Below are 21,665 nucleotides of genomic sequence, written 5' to 3'. Positions count from 1 at the left end.
ATCCGCGCCTTGAGCCTGGCAATCTGATGCGTTTTGAATCGCCCATCCCGTTCACCCTGATTCCGGGCTGCGGCGAATCTTAGGCGTCGGCCGCAACGCGCATGGTTACAATCTTGTCAGGATTGCGCGGCGGCTCGCCTTTCGCAAGCTGGTCGATCACATCCATGCCCTCGGTCACCTTGCCCCACACGGTATATTGGCGGTTCAGGAAGCTGGCATCATCGAAGCAGATGAAGAACTGGCTGTTGGCGGAGTTCGGCGCGGCGGTCCGCGCCATCGAGCAGGTGCCGCGCACATGGGGCTCGGCATTGAACTCTGCCTTGATGTCAGGCTTGCTGGAGCCGCCAGTGCCATTGCCCTTCGGGCAACCGACCTGCGCCATGAAACCGTCGATCACGCGGTGGAAGACGATCCCGTCATAAAATTCCTCACGGGCCAGTTCCTTGATGCGCTCAACGTGTCCGGGCGCAAGATCAGGGCGCAGTTCGATCTTCACGGATCCTTTGGAGGTTTCGAGAAGGAGTGTATTTTCAAGGTCGCTCATGGAAATGTCCTTATGTGTGGCGCGAGTTTATGACTGGCTATTGAATGAAGGCGATGGCGGCAAGCCCAACAGGCATGTTATCATGCTTGTCTCACATCAGGACACGTCAGCTCATGATTGCGCATTTCCTCTCGATCCTGCTGTCTTCCGTACTGGGCATTGCAGGTCTGGTACATCTGGCCTGGGCCTTCGGCAGCACATTTCCCTACGCCAATCAGCAGGCGCTCGCGCGCGCCGTCGTCGGGCGCCGGGGCATTACGCGCATGCCGTCAATGGCGGCGTCGGGCTTCGTGGCGCTCTGCCTGTTTGCGGCATCGCTATGGGCGCTCCTGCTCGGACGTCTTGTGGAGGCGCCGGTGTCAGACTGGCTGATCGCCCCGGGCGGCCTGGTCCTTGCGGCCGTATTCCTGATCCGCGGTGTGATCGGCGTTCTGCCCACTTTTGAGCGGGCCTTGCCCGAGCAGCCATTCCTCCGCCTCAACCGCATTTTCTATTCGCCGCTCTGTGTTTTCATCGGCTTAGCGTTCTTCGGCCTCACTCTGATGATGCCGAACTGGAGCTGGCGCCTCAGCCTGTTTGGCTAGTTGGCCGGGGCCGGCCGGTGTTCCGGATGTGGTCGTTCAGCGATACGCCATCCCTGCCCGGCGCGGCCATCATGTCAGCAAAGGCCCAGTGGTTCAGTTCCGCCCGGATCGTTACGTCTGCGCGCCGATAGGCCTGCGCCGCGCCGCCGCCCAGCATCACGCCCGTCGCCTTGACCAGGTCGGAACGATCCATCCGTCGCGGGCGGGCATCCACATGCACCACCAGAACAGCGTTGCCGGGCCTGTGGCTGACCCGCGAAAACGCGCTTCCCGGCCGCATCACAGGATCGACACCTGCCAGCAAGGCAACAGGCCCGTTCAACTGATGGGTAACGCGCAGCGCCGCGTCGCTGCCCCAGCTATGGCCAATCAGAACCAGTTCCCGGCCCGTGGTCAGGGCTGTCTGGCAATGCGCGGCGGCGGCATCAGTGTCATAATGGGCAAACCAGTCAGCCGTCCGGTCGCGCGGCTCGTGGCTGCTCATGATCGCGCGTCGGCGTGCCTGTGCGAAGCTTGCGACAATCCGCGACTGCCCGTCCGCGGCGCCGCCGATATAGATCTCGGCAACGCCCCGGCTGTCGGGCGAATGTCTACTCGGTATAGCGGTAGCCGACGCCATAGAGTGTTTCGATCGCATCGAACTCGTCCGTCACTTCGCGGAACTTCTTGCGCAGCCGCTTGATGTGGCTGTCAATGGTCCGGTCGTCGACATAGATCTGGTCATCATAGGCCGCGTCCATCAACTGGTCGCGGCTCTTCACATATCCGGGGCGCGAGGCCAGCGCCTGCAGGATCAGGAATTCGGTAACCGTCAGGCGCACGGGGTGGCCATCCCAAGTACAGGCATGGCGGTTCGGGTCCAGCGTCAGCTTGCCGCGAACGATCGGCTTGTGGTCGCCCTCTTCCGGCCCCGCCACGCCGCCGCGCGCGCGCCGCAGCACGGCCTTCACGCGCTCGGCCAGCAGCCGGTTGGAACAGGGCTTGCGCACGAAATCGTCGGCGCCGATATTGAAGCCGATCACCTCGTCGATCTCTTCGTCCTTCGAGGTCAGGAAGATCACCGGCAGCTCGCTGGTCTGGCGCAGGCGGCGAAGCAGTTCCATGCCGTCCATCTTGGGCATCTTCACGTCGAGAATGGCAATGTCCGGCGGCGTTTCGGTCAGGGCCGGCAGCGCGGACTCGCCATCATGATAGGTGCGGACATTATAGCCCTCCGCCTCAAAGAACATTTTCAGCGAGGCGACGATGTTCTCGTCGTCATCCACCAGTGCCAAAGTCGTCATCGCTCGATCCTTCTCAACCAGAGTGTACCCCAGCGCGGGGTCTGGCCGTTTTGCATAATGGTGTTCAACCACGGTTCGCGACATGACAAAAGCCCTCCTTCGGTGCTGTCCCAATGAAAACAGCAGACTAGGGCAAGCAAACGCTCACATTACGGCGATTTAAGGAAACAAGATGGCGGGTGGCCATGATTACGAAAGACGGTCTGACATTTCCGTAGCGGGCGGGCGGGTTGCCTCTGGATCCCGCAGAAGTGCGTCCTGCCCGGCGCCCGGACCTTTTGGAGCGCTCATGCTAAGCGAAGTCGAAATACGGTCGCGGGCGGGCCGGGCGTGTGCTGCCTCCTCCATCCTTCGACCTCGCACAGCATGAGTTCGGTGTGTGGGGCGAGGGCTTGTAGTGGGTTATCGCTTCGCAGGGACCACCCCGACCTGCCCTAGTGCGCCTCGGCCCAGTTCTTCGCCGCGCGCGCCTCCACCACCAGCGGCACAGACAGGTTCAGGGCCGGCATGGCCGCGCCCTGCATCGTGTCCTGCGCCACCCTGATCAGTGTATCGGCCTCGGCCTCCGGGCATTCGAACACAAGTTCGTCATGCACCTGCAGCAGCATGCGCGCCTTCAGGCCCGTCCTGGCCAGCGCCTCCGGCATGCGGATCATTGCACGCTTGATCACGTCCGCCGCGCTACCCTGGATCGGCGCATTGATCGCCTGGCGCTCGGCAAAGGCCTTGGCCGGACCCTTGGACTTGATCGCTTCGAGATGGATCTTCCGCCCGAACGCGGTCTGCACGTAGCCGGTTTCCTTCGCGAAATCCTTGGTCGCGTCCATATAGGCGCGGATGCCGGGAAAGCGCTTGAAATAGGTCTTGATATACTCGGATGCCTCGCCCTGCGGGATGCCGAGCTGGCGCGCGAGGCCGAAGCCGGAAATGCCATAGATGATGCCGAAATTGATCGCCTTGGCCTGCCGGCGGACCATCGGGTCCATGCCCTCGATCGGCACGCCGAACATCTCGCTGGCCGTCATGGCGTGAATGTCGAGGCCCTCGCGGAACGCTTCTTTCAGCGCCGGAATATCGGCAATGTGCGCCAGGATGCGCAGCTCGATCTGGCTATAGTCCGCACTCACCAGAACATTGCCTTCGTCGGCAATGAAGGCCTGCCTTATCTTGCGGCCCTCTTCCGTCCGCACCGGGATGTTCTGCAGGTTCGGGTCGGATGATGAGAGCCGCCCCGTCTGCGCGACAGCCATGGCAAAGCTCGTGTGAACGCGGCCCGTCTTCGGGTTGATCGCCGCCTGGAGCGCCTCGGTATAGGTCGACCGTAGCTTGGACAGCGTGCGCCAGTCGACAATCGTGCGGGGCAGCGGGTGGCCTTCCGCCGCTAGGCCTTCCAGCACATCGGCGTCGGTCACCCAGGCGCCGGTCTTGGTCTTCTTGCCGCCGGGCAGGGCCATCTCGTCGAACAGGATCTCGCCAAGCTGTTTCGGGCTCCCGATATTGAAGGCGCGCCCCGCCTGTTCCTCGGCCTCGGATTCCAGCGCGGCCATGCGTTGCGAGAAGTCTGCCGACAGGCGCGAGAGCTGGTCCCGGTCCACCTTGATGCCGTGCCGCTCCATCTCGGCCAGAACAGGCACCAGTGGCCGCTCCAGCGTTTCATAAACGGTCGTCACTTTCTCCGCATGCAGTTTTGGCTTGAATGTCTGCCACAGGCGCAGTGTCACATCGGCGTCTTCGGCAGCATACTCGGTGGCCTTGTCCAGCGCCACGCGGTCAAAGCTGACCTGTTGCTTGCCGGTGCCGGCGACCTCCTTGAACGCAATCGGCGAATGGCCGAGATAGCGCTCCGACAGCGTGTCCATGCCATGGCCATGCCTGCCGGCATTCAGCACATAGGACAGCAGCATCGTGTCATCAATCGGCGTCACGCGAATGCCCTGCGTTGCGAAGACACTGTCATCATACTTGATGTTCTGGCCGATCTTGAGGACCGACGGATCCTCCAGCATCGGCTTCAGCGCGCGCATCGCATCCTTCATCCGTATCTGGCGTGGCGGATCGGCGCCGAACATGTCGCCATCGCCCGCGCCGTTCGGGTCTTTATGCGCCAGCGGAATGTAGCACGCCTCGCCGGGCGAAAGTGCCAGCGAAACGCCGACAAGATTGGCGGCCACGGAATCGAGGCTGTCGGTCTCGGTATCCACCGCGACATGGCCCTGCGCCGTGGCCCGCGCGACCCATTCCTCCAGCCGCTCGAAATCGCGAACGCACTCATATTGCGTCCGGTCAATCGGCGCTTCGGCGGGCGAGGCGGCCTCAATGGCGCCTTCAAGTTCCATCATTTCTCGCACACGCCGCGTAATCGTCCGGAACTCCATTTCCTCAAGGAAGGCGATCAGCGTGTCCGGGTCCGGATCGGCCACGGCCAGCCCTTCCAGTTCCAGCGTCACTGGCACATCATCCTTCAGCATCACCAGCTGTTTCGACAGGCGCACCTGATCGGCATTTTCGATCAGGCTCTCGCGCCGCTTCGGCTGCTTGATCTCGCCCGCGCGTTCCAGCAGCGTTTCGACGTCGCCATACTCATTGATCAGCTGCGCGGCTGTCTTGATGCCGATGCCCGGCGCGCCCGGCACATTGTCGACGCTGTCACCGGCGAGTGACTGCACGTCGACCACGCGGTCAGGTGCCACGCCGAACTTCTCGAACACCGCGTCTATGCCCATTGTCTTGTTCTTCATCGTGTCGAGCATCACGACGCGGTCCGACACGAGCTGCATCAGGTCCTTGTCCGACGAAACGATGGTCACGCGCGCGCCCTTGGCCTCGGCCTGGCGCGCATAGGTGGCGATAAGGTCATCGGCCTCATAGCCCTCCAGCTCCAGCGCATGGGCGGCAAAGGCAATCGCGGCGCGCCGCACCAGTGGAAATTGTGGGCGCAGCTCTTCGGGCGGCTCGGACCGGTTCGCCTTGTAGAGGTCGTACATCTCATTGCGGAACGTGTGGGACGACGCGTCGAAGATGCAGGCAAAATGCGTCGGCCGTTGGGGCCCCTTTACTTCCTCCAGCAGCTTGAACAGCATGTTGCAGAAGCCGGACACGGCGCCGATGGGCAGGCCGTCAGACGCGCGCGTAAGCGGGGGCAGGGCATGGAAGGCGCGGAAGATATAGGCGCTCGCGTCCACCAGATAGAGGTGGCTGTCCTTGGTAACGGGGGCAGTGGCCATGAGCAGGGAATCCTTTGCAGGCCGCAGGTTTAGCGCCTCGCGGCGGGCCCGTCACCCGCTGCTTATCCGACACAGGTCAAACCGGTGAATTATATGCCGGTCGTCTGAATAGTGGCGAAGAGTCATGGCCAGCATGCGCGGCGCAGGCTTTCGGGCAGGACGGGTAATCGCGACCCCAAACCCTGTTACACCAGCCCATGTCAACGCGGTCTGCTTCCTGCCCGCCCGATCCGTAAAGGCAACCGGACGCGTCCCCCCCCGCGATCCTGTTTCCGGTGCAGGCGTTCCCCCGTGTCCCATTTTGGAGTATTCTCGCCCAAGCGAAGCTTGGGAGGGCTCAGACATGACAGACACTTCAGACCAAACCCAAACAAAAACGCCCTGGCACCTGTGGGTGGTTGGCGTCCTCAGCCTGCTCTGGAACGGGTTTGGCTGTTTCGACTTCACGATGACGGCCACCCGCAATGCCGCCTATCTTGAGCCCTATCCGCAGGAAATGCTCGATTACTGGTTCGCCATGCCAATGTGGGTCTGGGCGCTGTGGGTGATTGGCGTGTTCGGCGGATTCTTCGGCAGCGTCCTCTTGTTGCTCCGCAGGAAACTCGCAGTCCCGCTGTTCGGCGCATCCTTCCTTGCCGCCGCAATCAGCATGCTTGTCGGAATGCTCGACGCCGACGCCCCCCGCATGGAAGGCGCCGGCGTTATGAGCGCCATTATCATCCTGATCGCACTGCTGCTGGCGGTCTACGCCGGGTGGATGTCGCGGCGGGATGTCTTGCGCTGAACCTGTTTCGTCGTAGCTTCCTTGAAAACGGGAGAAAGCGATGACAGAGATGAACAAGACCTGGGTGCTGCGCGCGCGGCCCGTCGGAGATGTGAAAGAGAGCGACCTTGAACTGGTCGAGGCGCCGCTCGCGCCCCTGAAGGATGGCGAGGTGCGCGCACGCACCATCTATCTCTCGCTCGACCCGACCAACCGGATATGGATGAGCGACAAGGATGCCTATCTCCCGCCGGTCGGCCTTGGCGAACCCATGCGGGGCGGCGGCCTCAGCCTCGTGACCGAAAGCCGCTTTGACGGGCTTGCGGCCGGCGATATCGTCAATACCGGCCTCGCCCACTGGTCGCTCTACAATACGCTGCCCGGCGCGAGCCTCGCAAAGATGCCCCAGCTTCCCGGCGTACCCCTCACTGCTTTCATGGGCCCCCTCGGGGCAACCGGCATGACGGCCTATTTCGGCCTGATGGACATTGCCAAGCCGAAGGCGGGCGAAACCGTCGTCGTGTCCGCTGCCGCTGGTGCCGTCGGTTCCATGGTCGGCCAGATCGCCAAGATCCAGGGCTGCCGCGTCGTCGGCATTGCTGGCTCGGACGAGAAGTGCAAATGGCTGGTCGAGACGGCCGGCTTTGATGCGGCCATCAATTACAAGACCGAAGATCTCGGCGCCGCGCTCGACAGGCATTGCCCCGACGGTATCGACATCAACTTTGAAAACGTTGGCGGCAAGATCATGGACACCGTCATCGCCCGCCTGAACGATTTCTCGCGCATGCCGCTATGCGGACTGATCTCGACCTATAACGCCACAGAGCCTGTGCCGGGGCCGTACAATTTCGACAATCTGCTGATGCGCCGGACACTGGTGAAGGGCTTCATCGTCATCGACTATTACCCACGCTTTGCCGAAGGCATCCAGCAGATGGCCCAGTGGCTGATGGAGGGAAAGCTGAAGTTCGAGACAGACGTGGTGCGCGGCCTCGAGAACGCGCCCTCCAGCCTGTCGCGCCTGTTCGAAGGCAAGAATCTCGGAAAGCTGGTCGTCCAGGTCTCGGACGAGCCGAACTGAGCTTCTCGCCGCGTCCTGTTGCAGCCGCAGCAGGACGCGGCGGCTGGTAAATGACGAAAATGTCATCCTAAACATCGCTTGTTCCGCGACGGGTCATGCCCAGATGCGCGTTGAACCCAAGTGATTCCGGTCAGGACTTCCCGCCTGTCCGGCATCACGGACTGTTTGCGTTCCCGCTGTTGGTACCTCCAAACCCTCCCCCTGGCCCGCAGCGGTGTCCCCCCACTCTTCTCACCCCTCGAGTGGGGGGACTGCGCGCGGTCAGAGCACCAGAGGTGCGATGAAGTAGCCGATCAGCGTAATCACAACGATGCCGATAAGGTTCACCCGCAGGCCGCGGCGGATCATGTCCTGGATCGGCACGTGCCCCGTCGAATAAACAATCGCGTTCGGCGCGGTCGCTACGGGCAGCATGAATGCGCAGGAGGCTGCCACGGCTGCCGGCCCGAGCAGGCTTTCAGGTGCCATGCCCACCGCGACCGCCAGTGCGCCCAGAATGGGGGCAAGTGTCGTCATGGTTGCGACATTGCTGGTCAGCTCGGTCAGGAAAATCACCAGTGCCGCAACCACGGCAATGAACAGGATCGGCGGGAAGGTCGACAGGATTGACAATTGCTGCCCCAGCCATTCCGACAGGCCCGTGCGCGAAATGGCATTGCCCAGCGCGATGCCGCCACCAAACAGCACCAGAACGCCCCAGGGCAGCCGCTCGGCCTCGTCCCATGTCAGCAGCATGCGCTTCTCGCCGCCGCCAGCGGGCACCAGGAACATCACGACCGCGCCCGCCATGGCAATCATCATATCCACCTCGGCGCCGCCATACGCGCCAAGCGTTCCCCAGCCTGCGCTTTCCAGCAGGTCCACCGTCCACAGCCGCGAAACCCAGAGCAGGGCGACGCATCCGAACACGATTGCGGCCCGCTTTTCCGGCGGCGTCATGCGGCCCAGCGCGTGCTTGTCATGCCGCACCCGATCGAGCACATCCTGTCCGCCACCCATTTTCGGCAAGGTGCGCGTGAGTGACCACCAGGCCACCGGCACCAGGACGGCCGCGGCCGGCACACCAAAGGCCATCCATTGCGGGAAGCCGATATTGCCGCCAGCCTCGACCTGCAACCAGTTGATCGCGATCAGGTTGGTCGGCGTTCCGATCGGCGTTGCCACACCGCCAATGGATGCGGCGTAACAGATGCCCAGCAGCAGCGCGGTCGCAAAGCGCCCGCTCCTGTCGTCCAGCGTCTGGGCGGCCGACAAGGCAATCGGCATCATCATCAGGGTCGTTGCGGAATTCGAAATCCACATGGACAGAAGGGCGGTGGCCAGCATGAAGCCGAAGATCAGCGCCTTCGGCTGCGCACCCACGCGGGAAATCACATTCAGCGCGATACGCTTGTGCAGGTCCCAGCGTTCGATCCCCATCGCGATGATGAAGCCGCCCAGCAGAAGCAGGACGATATAGTTCGCATAGTCTGCGCCGACCTGTCGCGGTGTACCGGCGTCGATGAGGGGCAGCACGACCAGCGGCAGCAGCGATGTGGCCGGGATCGGTATCGCCTCGGTCGCCCACCAGGTCGCCATCAGCACCATCAGCGCCCCGGTGGCCCAGGCGGCGAAGCTTAATCCGTCCGGCACACCGACCAGCAGCATGAGTCCCGCCAGGGCAGGGCCCAGAACCAGTCCGACTTGTTTCACCCCCATGCTTCGTTCATTTCCCCGTCATGGCCGCAAACCCGTTCGCGAGATCGGCAACAAGATCGTCCACCGCCTCCAGTCCCACATGCACGCGCAACAGGCGGCCCGCCTTGCTGTCGGTCCAGCTGCCCTTCGTGCGCGTCAGCTGCGGGTCGCATGGAATGATCAGGCTTTCAAAGCCGCCCCAGGAAAAGCCCATGGCAAAAAGGTGCAATGCGTCCAGAAAGCGCGCGAAGGCTTCATCATCCACAGGATTGAGCACGATACCGAACAAGCCGTTCGATCCGCTGAAGTCGCGCGCCCACAGTGCGTGGTCCGGATGGGTGGGCAAAGCCGGGTTCAGCACCTCGGCCACTTCGTCCCGCGCCGCCAGCCATTCCGACACGGCCAGCCCTGCCGCTTCGTGCGCCTTTAGCCTGGTCTTCAGGGTCCGCAGGCCGCGCAGGCACAGAAAGGCATCGTCCGGAGACAGGCCGATGCCCCAGTCTTCGGACACAGCCTCAAGACGCCCGGCCATGCCCGGCGTGCCGGTCATCACCGCGCCGCCAAACGCATCGGAATGCCCCGATACATATTTCGTCAGCGCCTGCACGGACAGGTCAACGCCAAGCGCCAGCGGCTGGTGATGCAGGCCCGCACCCCAGGTATTGTCCATGATCGTGTGAATGCCGCGCGCCTTTGCAATCTCAACAATGGCCGGTGTGTCGCAGACTTCGAATGTGAGAGAGCCGGGCGATTCCAGGAAGATGGCTTTCGTATTGTCCTGAACCAGGTCCCCAATGCCTGCGCCGATGCGCGGATCAAAGCGCGATGTCTTGACCCCCATCGCCGGCAGCCGCCGCTCGCAGAACCGGGCCGTGGGGCCATACGAACAGTCGGGGAACAGCAAATGGTCGCCCGCGCGCACCGTGCTTGCGATGGCCAGCGCGCAGGCCTGCAGCCCATTGGCCGCGAGGCGCGTATAGGTCGCGCCCTCCAGCTCGCACATGGCCGCTTCCAGCTCGCGGTGTACCGTCAGTCCCATCCGGCCATAGGTCGGCTTCGGGCCGTAGAGCGCTTCTTCGGTCGAAAACAGCACGGTGGATGCACGTTCAACCGGTGGGTTCACCGTCACCCGTCCAAGCCGCTCCTTGCGGGTATGAATCAGGCGGGTTTCCTTCTGTTTCATCAGGCGCTCGTCGCAACCGGGCGGGATGGATCGGACGCCCATTCGGTCCACGAGCCGTCATAGACTGCCACGTCCCAGTTGCCGAGGCGCGCCAGCGCCAGCGCCGCAATCGCTGCGGTGACGCCAGAGCCGCACGTCGTCACGGTTGGGGCTTTCGGATCCTTGAACAGCCGGGCCAGCTTGTCGGCAGTTTTCATGTGGCCGTCTTCCGTGATCAATGCACTGCCCGGCAGGTTGACGCTGCCGGGTATATGCCCCGACGCCAGCCCTTTGCGCGGTTCGGGATCACGGCCGAAAAAGCGTCCATCAGGCCGGGAATCCACGATAGTCATACGCGCCGTTCCGACCAGCTTTTCCAGTCCGTCGGCATCCATGACCAGATCGGTGCGCACCCGCGGCGTGAAGTGGCGCTCGCTCACCACCGGCGGCAGGTCTTCCAGCTCTCCGCCGGCCGCGACCCAGGCATGCAGCCCGCCATCGAGCACGCGCACGTCGGTATGTCCCATCACTCGCAGCATCCACCAGACGCGGGCCGACGCGAAAAACCGGTTCTGGTCATATACGATGATCCGGTTGCCATCCCCCACGCCCAGCTTGCGGATACGGGCCGAGAACTTGACGGAGTCCGGCAGCATGTGCGGCAGGTCAGAGGACGTATCTGCGATCTCGTCGATATCGAAATGCACGGCGCCGGGAATGTGGCCGCGCGACCATGCCTGGCGACCGGTTTCCGGCGGATTGGTGAAATCGGCAAAATAGGTCGCATCCAGGATGCGGACATCCGGCGCGACGATATTGTTGATCAGCCAGTCTGCACTGACGAGCGGGTCACCCGATTCCATCTGGTTATGTCTCCATCCACGGCGGCACCGGCAGATCCTTCGATTTCAGGAATTCCGGATTGTACAGTTTCGATTGGTAACGATTGCCATAATCGCACAGAATCGTCACGATTGTGTGGCCCGGCCCCATGTCGCGTGCCATCTTGGCGGCGCCAGCCACATTGATCCCGGCCGATCCGCCAAGACAGAGGCCTTCCTTCTGGACGAGGTCGAACAGGACATTGAGCGCTTCGGTATCGGTGCACCGATAGGCACGGTCGACCTCGATGCCCTCAAGGTTCGCCGTAATGCGTCCCTGTCCGATGCCTTCGGTGATCGACGTGCCCTCTGATTTCAATTCACCATTCTTGAAGTATTCGTACATCGCGGCGCCGCCGGGGTCAGCGAGACCGATCTGAATGGATTTGCGCTTTTCCTTCAGGGCCATCGAAACGCCCCCGAGCGTGCCGCCCGACCCGACAGCGCAAATGAAACCGTCCAGCTTGCCATCCGTCTGGTTCCAGATTTCCTGTCCGGTCGTATCAAAATGGGCCTTGCGGTTTGACGTATTGTCGAACTGGTTCGCCCAGATCGCGCCATTCGCTTCCGACTTGGCGAGGTCTTCCGCGAGGCGACCGGAAAACTTGATGTAATTGTTGGAATTGGCGTAGGGCACCGCGTCAACTTCGATCAGCTCTGCGCCCAGCAGGCGGATGGCGTCCTTCTTCTCCGGGCTCTGTGTGCGCGGCATGACGATGACCACGCGATAGCCAAGCGCGGCGCCGACAAGGGCCAGGCCGATCCCCGTATTGCCCGCCGTGCCCTCGACAATCGTGCCGCCCGGCTTCAGCAGGCCTGCGGCCTCGGCATCGCGCACAATGCCCAGGGCTGGCCGGTCCTTGACCGACTGTCCGGGGTTCAGGAACTCGCACTTGCCGAGGATTTCACATCCGGTTTCATCCGATATGGCGTTGAGGCGGAGGAGGGGAGTATTGCCGATCAGGTCAATGACGGAGCGGTGAATGGTCATGCAGTCAGTCCGGTTCAGTTGGGGGAGCGGATCAGGCCAAGCTAGGGTGCGGCGCGCCAATGCACAACAGCCACATCCAAAGTGATCCAGATGAAACCGTGAACCGTAGACGAGGTGATGTAACACGAAGACCGAACTGGAATCACCGTTTGAATAGGCAGGAATCCTACGCATCCTTCATGATGGACCATGCCGCCGGCAACCACGCGGACGCGCTGGCGCTGGCAGCAGACATGCACCTGATGCTCAGCCCTTCAGGGGCAGAACAAGACCAGATATGGTCGATTGTCGGCGGTGCGTTCCTTGAGCGTGACCCGCGACAGGTCGCAACAGTCAGCGCCCGTGTTGCCCGGCGTCGCCGGCAGGAACGGTTGAAGGAGACTGCCGAGGACCTGGTCTCGATGGCGGATGGCGCGATTGACTGGAAGCGGGGGATCTCGGGCGTTTCCTACGCAAACACCCGGACGCGCGGGGCAAAATTCATGCGTCTGGACCCCGGGCAGTCCGCCCCCGCCCACGGTCACGGTGCACTGGAGGCAACCGTTGTGCTCCAGGGGCGTTTCAGTGATGGACATGGCGTGTATTCCCGCGGTGATATCGTTCTGGGAGAGCCCGGCAAGCGCCACAAGCCAGCCGCCGTTGGTGATGAGACCTGTATCTGTTTCGTCGCTGAAACCAGCCACCCACTCTGGAACCTGTTCCGATGATCCGCCACACGCTGACAACCCTCTCGCTGGCCCTTCTCGCCATTCCGGCGCTTGCCGATACGGCGCCGACCCCAAATGCTGCCTCTGCGCCGCCGCCGCCGGTCTGGACACCGAAAGACGGTGACGAGATCCGCTTCGATGTCCTGCGCAATGGCAAACCTTTTGGCAGCCATTCCGTAGCATTCGATCTCGCCGCAGACGGCACGCTGACCGCGACGACCGGCGTGCGATTGAAGGCCGGCCTGGGGCCAATCACCGTGTTCAAGTATGAGCTGGATGCCACTGAAACCTGGAAACAGGGCCAGCTGGTTGGCCTGACAGGCGCTGTCGATGATAGCGGCAAGGACGGATCCGTTGAGGCGTCGCGCGATGGCGAGACGCTTCAGGTAAAGGGGACCGAATATTCAGGCGCCGTGCCCCTGGGCATACTGCCATCCAGCCACTGGAACATTGCCCAGACGGAAGCGACGCAATTGCTCTCCACCGAGGATGGTGAATTGATCAAGGTCAATGTCGAGGACAAGGGCGCTGACACAGTCATGGTTGGCGGCCAGGCAGTCGATGCCCGCCGCTATATGATGGATTCGGATATAGATGTAGACCTCTGGTACGATGACCAGGGGCGCTGGGTCAAACTCGCCTTCGAGGCCCGCGGCCAGCAGATCGAATACGCGCTAACCCAATACTACTAGGGGGCGTTCCCGGCTCTATTCCGGTTCGGCGGGCGCCGGTTCTTTCTTCTTCTTGTTGCCAAACAGGTCGCCGAGCGCATTGCGGGCGGCTTCCTCGGCTGCATCCTCCAGCGTGACGGGTGCCGTCTCCTCCGGCTGCGCGGTCGCAGGGTCCGCACTGTCCGGCGCGCCCGTCTTGTCCGGTGTCGCTGGAACACCCAGCACATTCCCGAGAATGGCGCCGGCTTCACCACCAAGCTGGTCCTTCAGCTTGTTGCCCAGTTCGGCCTTCAGCGCGGCCTGAATACCTGACGTATCCGGCGACACTTTCAGATTGCTCCACGTCCCCGAAACACGCACCGGTACCGGGATTCCGTTCAATTGAACAACGCTTCCCGACCCTGTGCCAGCCTTGTCGATACTGGTTGCCAGCCGGAGGTCCAGCGCCTGACCGCCGAGATTGATCTTGCCCGAACCGTCAATGCCCAGCACCGGGTTGATCAGCTTCATCAGGTCCACATTGGCCACACCATCAGTAATGGTGAGAACCGTGTCGAAACGCGAAAAGTCGGTTTCTGCCGATGGCGACAGGGCCTGCGAGACATCGAGGCTGGCCAGATTTCCGGATGTCAGCGCCTGCTGGAGAGACGACGCGCTCCGGACCAGCTGCGCCACGTTCAGCCCTTTCAGCGCGCCATCGGACAGGTTCGTCGTCACCTTGCCGTCCAGTGCATTCATGATGTCATTCATTGAGTTGCCCGACGCGGCACCCGTCACCGTGAAACCACCTGTGCCGGTGAGCTTGTCAAAACCGGCAAGCGTGCCCAGCAGGCTCGACATGCCCACCCCGCTGCCATTCATCGTGAAATCCAGGGCAGGCGTCTCGCCTCGCGCATTGACACCCAGCTTGCCGTTCCAATCGCCTCCGAACGCCTTGAAACGTGACAGGTCCGCCGCAAGAACGCCCTTGTCCAGCCGGGTCGACAAGGCCGCATCTGTGAGCTTCACCTTGCCGATTGTCAGAGCGCTGGTCGTGATCTGCACATCGGCGTCGAGGGCGTTCAGGCCGCCAAGATCAAGTGGTTCCTTGCTCCAGCCCGTGCCCGCCTGTTTCGGTTTTTCGGCCTGGTTGCCTTCGCCAAGGAATGGCGACAGGTCGAGCGGGCCCATTGCAAGGTTTCCCGTCAGCTTTGGTCGCTCGCCCGAAAGGTCCACGCCGGCTGTACCCGCGCCGGTGATGCCGTCCAGGGTCATCGTCAGGTCAGTCAGGGACAGCGTCTTGAAGCTGCCGGCAACTGCGCTTTTGACGTCGAATGCCTTGAGCGTTTCGCCGGGCGCCATTTCGACATCTGCTGCCTTCAGCAAGGCGCGCAGTTCATCGCTGGAGGCCGTCAGACGGCCATTGACGCGCCCGTCACCGCCAAGCCCAACCTCACCGGCATATGTCGCGTTCAGCAGCGCGCCCGTGTGTTTCACGTCGAGTGCGCTGAGTTTCAAGGCGTCCAGTGCACCGTTCAGCGCGCCCTTGATTTCCACGCGTTCCAGCGCGTCACTGGCCGGGAGGTCGATGCCCAACTGTGTTGCCAGGTCACCCGCCAGCGGAAGGGTCGCCGCAAAACTGCCGTCTAGGCTGATCGCCTCGCCGATCTTTACGCCGCCGGTATAATTGGCGTCGATCAAAGCGCCCTTCAGCGTCAGCGTCTCGAATGTGATTGCGGGTGCTGTCAGATCACCGGAGACGGTGCCCCTGGTGTCCAGTTTGCCGAGCTGGGTGACGTCCATTGCCAGCTCAGTGCCAGTGAACGCCACCAATTTCCCGAGGGCGTCTGACCCCGCCGTAAACGCGCCGGAGAGGGAGGGTGCGTCACCCAGCGTCACGCCGCCTTCATAGCTGGCATCGCCGAGCGATGATTCCAGCGCGAAATTCGCATTGGCTGGTGCGCCAGCGGACAGGGCATTGGGTGAATCAAGCCGAAGAACCATGTCGAAGGTCTCACCCTGAATCAGGCCGGATGCTTCCAGATCCAGAGGCTGGTCAAGCGACTGCAGGGACGCCTGCATGTCCAGTTCCTTGAGGTCATAAGACGCGCCCGAGGCGTCATCGCGATAGGTCAGGCTGGCATTCCTCAGCCTTGCAGACGCGACACCCGCATCAAAGCCGACGCCAGCCTCGCCTGTATCCGCATCAGGCTCCGACTTCTTCGCGCCAAATTCCCAGTTCGACGTGCCATCGGCCAGCTTGTGCAGGTCAACCTTTGCATCAACGAAGGAAATTTCCTGCACGTCGACGCGCCCTGACAGCAGCGGCAGCCATTTGACCGATCCGCGCAATTCACCGGCCTCTATCATGTAAGGTCGGTCAAACCCTTCAGGATTGGCCACGGTCACGCCGCCGACGCTCGCTGCAATGCGGGGAAACACGGAAATCTTCACTGCACCGGTGAGTGTCACGTCTCGCTGTAGGGCCCCGGTTGCGGCCTTCTCGATCTGGGCCTTGTAGACATCCTTGGGCACGAGGAAGGGCACGACCAGTGCCGCCACCACGAGCAAGCCAAAGATACCAGCGAGGATGAGAAGTATGCGTTTCATGAGATGGTCCAGATTCCGTCGATTCCACTCGTAATTCGACATTGTGACCGATGAATGACGCTTGAAAAGCATATAATCGCGTCTGGCCTGACGTTCCTCGCTTGACCGCCTTTGTCCGCTTGACTAAGGAGACGGCTCGCCGCGATGCGGCAGAAGAAATACGCGGGTGTAGCTCAGTCGGTTAGAGTGCCGGCCTGTCACGCCGGAGGTCGCGGGTTCAAGTCCCGTCACTCGCGCCATTTCCTATGAAATGGACTTCACACAAGACATTGAAAACAAACGAATTTTTCGGATTCGCTTGCTTTTCTTTGCCTGAAATGGCCGGAAATTGTGGACCAGATTGGGACCAATTTGTGGGAGAAGACCAAGCGGACATCGATCCAGTACTTCATCGATTTTGCCGGCGACATCGCCCTGGAAGACATCACGCGCGAGATCGCGCTGAAATACCAGCAGCACTGGGCAAAGCAGGTCAAACCCAGAGACGGGAACGTCTCGCCCGTCGCGCCCAACACGGCCAATCGCCACATCGGAAACATCCGCTCGCTTTATGCCGACTATTTCAAACATGTTGGAGAAGAGGAGCGGTCAAATCCATTCCGGAACATGCATTTCAAAGCAAAGGCGCGCACCGAAGTGCCACCCTATTCAAGTGAATGGGTCAGGACAAAAGTTATTGCGCCTGGGGCAACACGCAAATGGCGCCCGGAATTGCAGCTCATCACAATGATGCTGATCGAGACAGGGTGCAGGCCCAGCGAGATCATCAACCTGCGTGTCGAAGACTTCCATATCGACGGGCCCGTGCCCTACATCTCGATCAGGGCCCGCACGGACCGGGAAGTGAAAGCGGATACGTCTGAGCGGGATATCCCCCTGGTGGGCATCTCTCTTGAGGCGGCCAGACGGGCAGGCCCTCATGCCGGAGAGCTATGTGTCGTTCGAAACCGCATTGCCACATTATGGCTGGGTTCCGGAGGCTGTATACACAACCTCCAGCGTCAGCCTGGGGCGCAAGACATTGAGTGACGCGCCAATCCCAAAATGCATCCATGGCCGGCGAATTCAAAGAGACGCCCTCACGGGCAAGATGGCGAAGGCTGTGCGACGCCCTCTTTGGCGAGCGCGGTCTCGATCGGAGCTGGATCGCCGAACTCTGGCGGGCGCAGACGGAAAAGGCTGATCCGTGGAAGGATTCTGCTTGAATATCGGCGAACGATAGACTAAGTTCTGTAAACTAAGTCTATAGGATTGGTGAAAAATGACCGTAACTGTGAATATTCACGAAGCCAAGACGCATCTGTCGCGGCTTGTCGACGCCGCCGCTAAAGGCGAAAGTTTCATCATCGCCAAAGCAGGCAAGGCTCTGGTCAAGGTGGTTGCGCTCGATGCACCGCTTGGCGCAGACCGGAAGCGGCTTGGATTCCTGTCGGGCGCCATCAAGGTTCCTGACGATTTCGACGACATGGGCCGGGAAGAGATTGAAACCCTCTTCGGCGGCGCGCAATGAACCTGCTTGTCGACACCCATCTGATTCTGTGGGCTGCGGGGGAGCCAGACCGGCTCTCTCCGGATGCGCGGCGCTATCTGGAAGACGAGAAAAACACCGTTTATTTCAGCGCTGCGAGCCTGTGGGAGATTACGATCAAGGGCTCTCTGGGGCGCGACGACTTCATCGTTGACCCGCGCTTGCTGCGCCGCGGGCTCCTCGACAATGATTGGCACGAACTCGTTATCACCAGCGACCATGCGATTGCTGTCGCGGCCTTGCCAGCGATCCACAAGGACCCCTTCGACCGCCTTCTTGTGGCGCAGGCGAACGAAGAAGGGCTATTGCTCCTGACATCGGACGATTTCGTCGCCTCCTATCCCGGATCGGTCCGGAAGGTCTAGAGCGCATCCCGGCGGGGCTTATTTTTTTCAGATCCAGACCGAGCGGATTTGCACGCCGTCCTTCATAGAAATTATCGATCGCGCCTCAAAAGGCGCGCCTTCGGGCTGGCCAGAACTCAACTTTCGGCCGGCGGAAAGAAAGGATTCGCCCCCTAAACAGCCGGTCAGGATCATTCCTTCGGTGGAAGCCTCGACCAATGATTTTGAATCGCTAAAGGTAACCAGCTTCGCTGCAGGACCTCAACCGAACAGCCCCAGATCGTATTACCGGAACAGCAATAGCGGGATCAGGCAGGACCGGATCATCGACGTGGTGGTCGACCCGATGATCATGGAGCGGATGCGGGAATGGCCATAGGCGCCCATGATGAGCAGGTCTGCGCCCGATGACTCGACTTCCTCTGTAATGACCTTTTCGGCGTGCCCCTGCCGGATCCGTGTCTCAGCCTTGTAGCCAGCCGCGACAAGGGCGTCTGCGGCCTTCTGGGCAGCGCCGGCGTGTTCGGACTCTTCCGCACCAATTGTCAGGACGATTATTTTCAGACGATCCGTCAGGGGATTCGTGGTCAGGCTGGCCAGGGCCTTGCGTGCGCTGACGCCATCATCGAAGGCGAAGACAGCGGTCTCGATGGGCTTGAAGGCGCGGCTTGCCACGAGGACCGGGCGGTTGACCGAGCGGACGACGCGTTCGAGGTTCGAGCCGAGGTGCAGCCTGTCGAAATCGGCGCCTTCACCACGCTTGCCCATGATGACGAGATCGCCCGCGCGCTTGGTCAGCGTTTCGGCGATTTCCCCGTGGCGCAGGGCGAGGCTGACATCGGTGATGCCCTCTTCTTCCAGGCGTGACTGCGCGGCATCCAGAATGGCGCGGCCGCGTTCCTTGGCCAGGCGTGCAGTCGCCGCATCATGGCTGGCGAGGTCTGCCAGCAACGTCGAGCGCGCACCAAGGCCGATCGCGCCGGACAGGTCAGACGGCAGTGAGCCTGATCTCTTCTGGCTGAGGACGTGAAGCAATTCGATGTCGCCGCCATACTGGCGGGCTGCCCAGGCAGCATGGTCGCAAACGCTGTGCGTGTAGACCGATCCGTCGATCAGGGCGAGTATATGGGTCATCTGGTCAGTCTCCCTAATGCGACAGCAATTTGTCGAGTGCGCCCGGCTTGTCATGCAGGGCAAGCTTGTCAACGATGGTCTCGCTCGCCTCGTTGAGGCCGATGAGTTCGACCCTGGCACCTTCCCGTCGGAACTTCAGCACGATCATGTCGAGCGCGGCCACACTGGATATATCCCAGATATGGGCGGCGCTGACATCGATCACGACCTCATCAAGTGCCTCTTTCAGGTCAAAGGCTGCATTGAACGCTTCCACGGATGCAAAGAACAGCTGGCCTTCGATCCGGTAGATGCGCTTGCGGCCATCCTCCGTGAGCTCGGATGTGATCCGGAAAATCTGCGAGATCTTTCCGGCAAAGAAAACACCCGAGAGCAGGACCCCGATCAGGACGCCGATGGCGAGATTGTGGCTGATGATCACGCCGGCAACGGTTGCCAGCATGACAAGCGAGGAACTACGCGGATGCACGCGCAGCGCCTTGATCGACGACCAGCTGAATGTGCCGATTGACACCATGATCATGATCGCGACGAGCGCGGCCATCGGGATGCGGCTCACCCAGTCACCGATCAGAAGGATCATTGCCAGCAGGAAGACGCCGGCCGACAGGGTCGACAGGCGTCCGCGTCCACCGGACTTGATGTTGATGATCGACTGGCCGATCATCGCGCAGCCTGCCATGCCGCCGAAGAAGCCCGTGACGGTATTGGCGACACCCTGGCCGATGCATTCACGGTTGCGGTCGCTCGGCGTGTCGGTGAGTTCGTCAACAATCGACGCCGTCATCAGCGATTCAAGCAGACCGACGATGGCGACAGCCAGCGCATAGGGGAAAATGATCTGCAGGGTTTCAAAGGTCAGCGGAATGTCGGGCAGGAGAAAGACCGGCAGCGTATCGGGCAGCGCGCCCATGTCGCCGACCGTTCGAACATCAAGCCCGAAGCCAATGGCCACGGCTGTCAGTGCAATGATGCAGATCAGTGGCGATGGGATGGCCTTCGTGATGTAAGGGAATAGGTAGATGATTGCGAGGCCCGCAGCGACCATCGGATAGGTGAGCCAGGGCACGCCGATCAGTTCCGGTATCTGCGCCATGAAGATCAGGATGGCGAGCGCGTTGACGAAACCTGTCAGCACCGAGCGCGACACAAAGCGCATCAGCCGTCCGAGTTTCAGATAGCCCGCGCCGATCTGTAAAAGGCCCGCCAGAACCGTCGTTGCCAGCAGGTATTGCAGGCCATGATCCTTGACCAGGGTGACCATCAGAACGGCGGTTGCTGCGGTCGCCGCCGAGATCATGCCCGGCCGGCCGCCAGCGAACGCTGTGATGACAGCAATGGAGAAGGAAGCATAGAGCCCGACCTTGGGGTCGACGCCCGCAATGATCGAGAAAGCAATCGCTTCGGGGATGAGCGCAAGCGCGACGACAAGTCCGGCGAGCAGGTCGCCACGGATGTTGAAGGCCCAGGTCTCTCGCAAGGATGTCAGTGTTGGAATCGCCATCGCGACAGGATCCTCGTGCAATGCGTGTCCGCGGCCCGCTCGACGCGCCTCGCCTGTAAACACAACCAGTTTTCGGTGAATTAGACCGGACACGTCCAGCAGCATGCTGCAGCGCAGCACGAGGGCGTGGTAATGTGGGCTGCCGCAGATGGCAAGGCAAAACATGCGGCATGGCTGGTCCGCAAGGAGGCCGCTCTGGCCAGCCTGCGTAAGACAGGTTTTCCCGGCGCGGGCCTAAAGCGAGAGGCCGCCGTCCACGATGAGTGTCTGCCCGCATACATAGGACGCCAGAGGGCTCGCCAGGAAGATTGCGGCACCGGCCATATCGCCGGGCAGGCCCATGCGTCCGACCGGAATCGCCCGCAGCGCGCCTTCCAGCCGCTTGGGGTTCTCCGTCGTCACCTTTGTCAGCTTGGTGTCGACCAGTCCTGGTGCGAGACCGTTCACGCGAATGCCTTCCGACGCCCAGGCCTGGCCGAGCGTCTTGGTCAGGCTGATGGCGCCTGCTTTTGATGCGGCATAGGCCGGATTGCCGACATTGGCCGAATATCCCGAAATCGAACTGACGATGATGACGGACCCCTGAGCCTTTGCGAGCATCGGCTTCATCCTCCGGGCACAGTGCATCAGGCTGTCGAGATTGACGGCCATCACGCGGTCCCAGCCTTCGCGCTCGAACTCACCACGTTTGTAGACAACCGTACCCTGGCAGAGCACGAGCGTGTCGAGCGCGTCGAAGCCGGCGTGTGCCGCCGCGATGGCGTCCGGGTCGCCGACATCCACTTGCTGGTATGTCAGGCCGTCGAGGTCGCTGCCATCTGCTGGGTCATAGTCGCTCGCCTTGGCGCGTGTGCCCCAGACATGCACCTCAGCTCCGCGCGTGCGGAACCCATGGGCGATGCCATTGCCGATGCCGCTGGATCCGCCGACCACCAGGACGCGTTTCCCGCTGAAGTCGGTATCATTCTGTGCCATCCTGTTCCCTCATCTTGTTC

21 protein-coding genes and 1 tRNA gene are annotated in these 21,665 nt (G+C 61.7%); 10 read left to right on the top strand and 12 right to left on the bottom strand.

Annotated features, from left to right (window positions below; genetic code table 11):
- Positions 1-79: 79 nt before the first annotated feature.
- Positions 80-544: a peptidylprolyl isomerase gene (locus ACQ66M_RS01165; RefSeq protein ID WP_430401442.1), complete on the bottom strand. Its 465-nt coding sequence runs from the start codon at positions 542-544 to the stop codon at positions 80-82.
- Between the two features lie 113 nt (positions 545-657).
- Between ACQ66M_RS01165 and ACQ66M_RS01160 the strand changes: the two genes are divergently transcribed.
- Complete coding sequence (locus ACQ66M_RS01160; protein ID WP_430401441.1) at positions 658-1,128, top strand: DUF3995 domain-containing protein; 471 nt, start codon at positions 658-660, stop codon at positions 1,126-1,128.
- Here the strand turns inward: ACQ66M_RS01160 and ACQ66M_RS01155 are convergent.
- From ACQ66M_RS01155 to polA, 3 genes are all read right to left on the bottom strand, one after another.
- On the bottom strand, positions 1,112-1,612 hold the full coding sequence (locus ACQ66M_RS01155) for a hypothetical protein (protein WP_430401440.1): 501 nt from the start codon (positions 1,610-1,612) through the stop codon (positions 1,112-1,114). The genes ACQ66M_RS01160 and ACQ66M_RS01155 overlap by 17 nt on opposite strands.
- A 106-nt stretch (positions 1,613-1,718) precedes the next feature.
- Positions 1,719-2,411, bottom strand: a complete 693-nt coding sequence (locus ACQ66M_RS01150; protein ID WP_034738323.1) for a response regulator transcription factor — start codon at positions 2,409-2,411, stop codon at positions 1,719-1,721.
- Positions 2,412-2,845: 434 nt separating this feature from the next.
- Positions 2,846-5,635: a DNA polymerase I gene (polA, locus tag ACQ66M_RS01145; RefSeq protein WP_430401439.1), complete on the bottom strand. Its 2,790-nt coding sequence runs from the start codon at positions 5,633-5,635 to the stop codon at positions 2,846-2,848.
- 343 nt (positions 5,636-5,978) lie between these two features.
- On the opposite strand from polA, the gene ACQ66M_RS01140 reads away from it, so the two are divergent.
- Together ACQ66M_RS01140 and ACQ66M_RS01135 are read left to right on the top strand one after the other, a co-directional pair.
- The gene (locus tag ACQ66M_RS01140; RefSeq protein WP_430401438.1) at positions 5,979-6,419 is read left to right on the top strand and encodes a hypothetical protein; all 441 of its coding nucleotides are present in this window, start codon (positions 5,979-5,981) and stop codon (positions 6,417-6,419) included.
- A gap of 49 nt (positions 6,420-6,468) precedes the next feature.
- Positions 6,469-7,482 (top strand): NADP-dependent oxidoreductase, encoded by a 1,014-nt coding sequence (locus ACQ66M_RS01135; protein WP_430405110.1) that lies wholly within the window; start codon positions 6,469-6,471, stop codon positions 7,480-7,482.
- Positions 7,483-7,743: 261 nt separating this feature from the next.
- Here the strand turns inward: ACQ66M_RS01135 and ACQ66M_RS01130 are convergent, their stop codons facing one another.
- Genes ACQ66M_RS01130 through ACQ66M_RS01115 form a run of 4 tightly spaced genes read right to left on the bottom strand, consistent with a single transcriptional unit; the run spans position 7,744 to position 12,193 of the window.
- The gene (locus ACQ66M_RS01130; RefSeq protein ID WP_430401437.1) at positions 7,744-9,180 is read right to left on the bottom strand and encodes an SLC13 family permease; all 1,437 of its coding nucleotides are present in this window, start codon (positions 9,178-9,180) and stop codon (positions 7,744-7,746) included.
- Between the two features lie 7 nt (positions 9,181-9,187).
- Positions 9,188-10,342 carry a cystathionine beta-lyase gene (metC, locus tag ACQ66M_RS01125; protein WP_430401436.1) on the bottom strand — a complete coding sequence of 385 codons (1,155 nt, stop codon included), beginning with the start codon at positions 10,340-10,342 and terminating at the stop codon, positions 9,188-9,190.
- Positions 10,342-11,184 (bottom strand): sulfurtransferase, encoded by an 843-nt coding sequence (locus ACQ66M_RS01120; protein ID WP_430401435.1) that lies wholly within the window; start codon positions 11,182-11,184, stop codon positions 10,342-10,344. The genes metC and ACQ66M_RS01120 overlap by 1 nt, the downstream gene beginning before the upstream one ends.
- Positions 11,185-11,188: 4 nt before the next feature.
- Positions 11,189-12,193, bottom strand: coding sequence for a cysteine synthase A (locus tag ACQ66M_RS01115; RefSeq protein ID WP_430401434.1), 1,005 nt, complete (start codon positions 12,191-12,193; stop codon positions 11,189-11,191).
- A 179-nt stretch (positions 12,194-12,372) separates the two neighbouring features.
- On the opposite strand from ACQ66M_RS01115, the gene ACQ66M_RS01110 reads away from it, so the two are divergent.
- Complete coding sequence (locus ACQ66M_RS01110; RefSeq protein ID WP_430401433.1) at positions 12,373-12,900, top strand: cupin domain-containing protein; 528 nt, start codon at positions 12,373-12,375, stop codon at positions 12,898-12,900.
- Positions 12,897-13,592 (top strand): DUF6134 family protein, encoded by a 696-nt coding sequence (locus ACQ66M_RS01105; RefSeq protein ID WP_430401432.1) that lies wholly within the window; start codon positions 12,897-12,899, stop codon positions 13,590-13,592. Before ACQ66M_RS01110 ends, ACQ66M_RS01105 begins: the two co-directional genes overlap by 4 nt.
- A gap of 15 nt (positions 13,593-13,607) precedes the next feature.
- Here the strand turns inward: ACQ66M_RS01105 and ACQ66M_RS01100 are convergent, their stop codons facing one another.
- Positions 13,608-16,160 carry an AsmA family protein gene (locus tag ACQ66M_RS01100; RefSeq protein ID WP_430401431.1) on the bottom strand — a complete coding sequence of 851 codons (2,553 nt, stop codon included), beginning with the start codon at positions 16,158-16,160 and terminating at the stop codon, positions 13,608-13,610.
- 162 nt (positions 16,161-16,322) lie between these two features.
- Here ACQ66M_RS01100 and ACQ66M_RS01095 point away from each other — a divergent pair.
- The 5 genes from ACQ66M_RS01095 (at position 16,323) to ACQ66M_RS01075 (ending at position 18,053) form a co-directional block, all read left to right on the top strand.
- A tRNA-Asp gene (locus ACQ66M_RS01095) sits at positions 16,323-16,399 on the top strand.
- 91 nt (positions 16,400-16,490) lie between these two features.
- Positions 16,491-17,189 carry a tyrosine-type recombinase/integrase gene (locus ACQ66M_RS01090; RefSeq protein WP_430405203.1) on the top strand — a complete coding sequence of 233 codons (699 nt, stop codon included), beginning with the start codon at positions 16,491-16,493 and terminating at the stop codon, positions 17,187-17,189.
- A gap of 23 nt (positions 17,190-17,212) precedes the next feature.
- Positions 17,213-17,365: a hypothetical protein gene (locus tag ACQ66M_RS01085; protein ID WP_430405201.1), complete on the top strand. Its 153-nt coding sequence runs from the start codon at positions 17,213-17,215 to the stop codon at positions 17,363-17,365.
- 56 nt (positions 17,366-17,421) lie between these two features.
- Positions 17,422-17,670 (top strand): type II toxin-antitoxin system Phd/YefM family antitoxin, encoded by a 249-nt coding sequence (locus ACQ66M_RS01080; protein ID WP_045695538.1) that lies wholly within the window; start codon positions 17,422-17,424, stop codon positions 17,668-17,670.
- Entirely contained in the window at positions 17,667-18,053 is a 387-nt protein-coding gene (locus ACQ66M_RS01075; protein WP_430401430.1) for a type II toxin-antitoxin system VapC family toxin, read from the top strand. Before ACQ66M_RS01080 ends, ACQ66M_RS01075 begins: the two co-directional genes overlap by 4 nt.
- Positions 18,054-18,317: 264 nt before the next feature.
- On the opposite strand, the gene ACQ66M_RS01070 is transcribed toward ACQ66M_RS01075, so the two are convergent.
- The 3 genes from ACQ66M_RS01070 to ACQ66M_RS01060 all read right to left on the bottom strand — a co-directional run bounded on the left by ACQ66M_RS01070 (position 18,318) and on the right by ACQ66M_RS01060 (position 21,645).
- Positions 18,318-19,166, bottom strand: a complete 849-nt coding sequence (locus tag ACQ66M_RS01070) for a universal stress protein (protein ID WP_430401429.1) — start codon at positions 19,164-19,166, stop codon at positions 18,318-18,320.
- Positions 19,167-19,179: 13 nt separating this feature from the next.
- Entirely contained in the window at positions 19,180-20,670 is a 1,491-nt protein-coding gene (locus tag ACQ66M_RS01065; protein ID WP_430401428.1) for a SulP family inorganic anion transporter, read from the bottom strand.
- Positions 20,671-20,904: 234 nt separating this feature from the next.
- A complete protein-coding gene (locus ACQ66M_RS01060; protein WP_430401427.1) occupies positions 20,905-21,645 on the bottom strand; it encodes an SDR family NAD(P)-dependent oxidoreductase in 741 nt (246 codons plus the stop codon).
- Positions 21,646-21,665 lie beyond the last annotated feature (20 nt).

Origin of the sequence: Hyphomonas sp., from assembly GCF_965284475.1 — a bacterium.
Classification (GTDB): Bacteria; Pseudomonadota; Alphaproteobacteria; order Caulobacterales; family Hyphomonadaceae; genus Hyphomonas.
Note: the sequence above shows the minus strand (reverse complement) of the source record. Positions and strands in the feature narration are given on the sequence as shown.

What these genes read in the sequence shown, in the direction of transcription:
- ACQ66M_RS01115 (WP_430401434.1), bottom strand. Translation starts at nt 12,193, where the DNA reads ATGACCATTCACCGCTCCGTCATTGACCTGATCGGCAATACTCCCCTC.
- metC (WP_430401436.1), bottom strand. Translation starts at nt 10,342, where the DNA reads ATGAAACAGAAGGAAACCCGCCTGATTCATACCCGCAAGGAGCGGCTT.
- ACQ66M_RS01105 (WP_430401432.1), top strand. Translation starts at nt 12,897, where the DNA reads ATGATCCGCCACACGCTGACAACCCTCTCGCTGGCCCTTCTCGCCATT.
- ACQ66M_RS01100 (WP_430401431.1), bottom strand. Translation starts at nt 16,160, where the DNA reads ATGAAACGCATACTTCTCATCCTCGCTGGTATCTTTGGCTTGCTCGTG.
- ACQ66M_RS01085 (WP_430405201.1), top strand. Translation starts at nt 17,213, where the DNA reads ATGGCCGGCGAATTCAAAGAGACGCCCTCACGGGCAAGATGGCGAAGG.
- ACQ66M_RS01165 (WP_430401442.1), bottom strand. Translation starts at nt 544, where the DNA reads ATGAGCGACCTTGAAAATACACTCCTTCTCGAAACCTCCAAAGGATCC.
- ACQ66M_RS01080 (WP_045695538.1), top strand. Translation starts at nt 17,422, where the DNA reads ATGACCGTAACTGTGAATATTCACGAAGCCAAGACGCATCTGTCGCGG.
- ACQ66M_RS01135 (WP_430405110.1), top strand. Translation starts at nt 6,469, where the DNA reads ATGAACAAGACCTGGGTGCTGCGCGCGCGGCCCGTCGGAGATGTGAAA.
- polA (WP_430401439.1), bottom strand. Translation starts at nt 5,635, where the DNA reads ATGGCCACTGCCCCCGTTACCAAGGACAGCCACCTCTATCTGGTGGAC.
- ACQ66M_RS01110 (WP_430401433.1), top strand. Translation starts at nt 12,373, where the DNA reads ATGATGGACCATGCCGCCGGCAACCACGCGGACGCGCTGGCGCTGGCA.
- ACQ66M_RS01060 (WP_430401427.1), bottom strand. Translation starts at nt 21,645, where the DNA reads ATGGCACAGAATGATACCGACTTCAGCGGGAAACGCGTCCTGGTGGTC.
- ACQ66M_RS01160 (WP_430401441.1), top strand. Translation starts at nt 658, where the DNA reads ATGATTGCGCATTTCCTCTCGATCCTGCTGTCTTCCGTACTGGGCATT.
- ACQ66M_RS01140 (WP_430401438.1), top strand. Translation starts at nt 5,979, where the DNA reads ATGACAGACACTTCAGACCAAACCCAAACAAAAACGCCCTGGCACCTG.
- ACQ66M_RS01150 (WP_034738323.1), bottom strand. Translation starts at nt 2,411, where the DNA reads ATGACGACTTTGGCACTGGTGGATGACGACGAGAACATCGTCGCCTCG.
- ACQ66M_RS01070 (WP_430401429.1), bottom strand. Translation starts at nt 19,166, where the DNA reads ATGACCCATATACTCGCCCTGATCGACGGATCGGTCTACACGCACAGC.
- ACQ66M_RS01120 (WP_430401435.1), bottom strand. Translation starts at nt 11,184, where the DNA reads ATGGAATCGGGTGACCCGCTCGTCAGTGCAGACTGGCTGATCAACAAT.
- ACQ66M_RS01065 (WP_430401428.1), bottom strand. Translation starts at nt 20,670, where the DNA reads ATGGCGATTCCAACACTGACATCCTTGCGAGAGACCTGGGCCTTCAAC.
- ACQ66M_RS01130 (WP_430401437.1), bottom strand. Translation starts at nt 9,180, where the DNA reads ATGGGGGTGAAACAAGTCGGACTGGTTCTGGGCCCTGCCCTGGCGGGA.
- ACQ66M_RS01075 (WP_430401430.1), top strand. Translation starts at nt 17,667, where the DNA reads ATGAACCTGCTTGTCGACACCCATCTGATTCTGTGGGCTGCGGGGGAG.
- ACQ66M_RS01155 (WP_430401440.1), bottom strand. Translation starts at nt 1,612, where the DNA reads ATGAGCAGCCACGAGCCGCGCGACCGGACGGCTGACTGGTTTGCCCAT.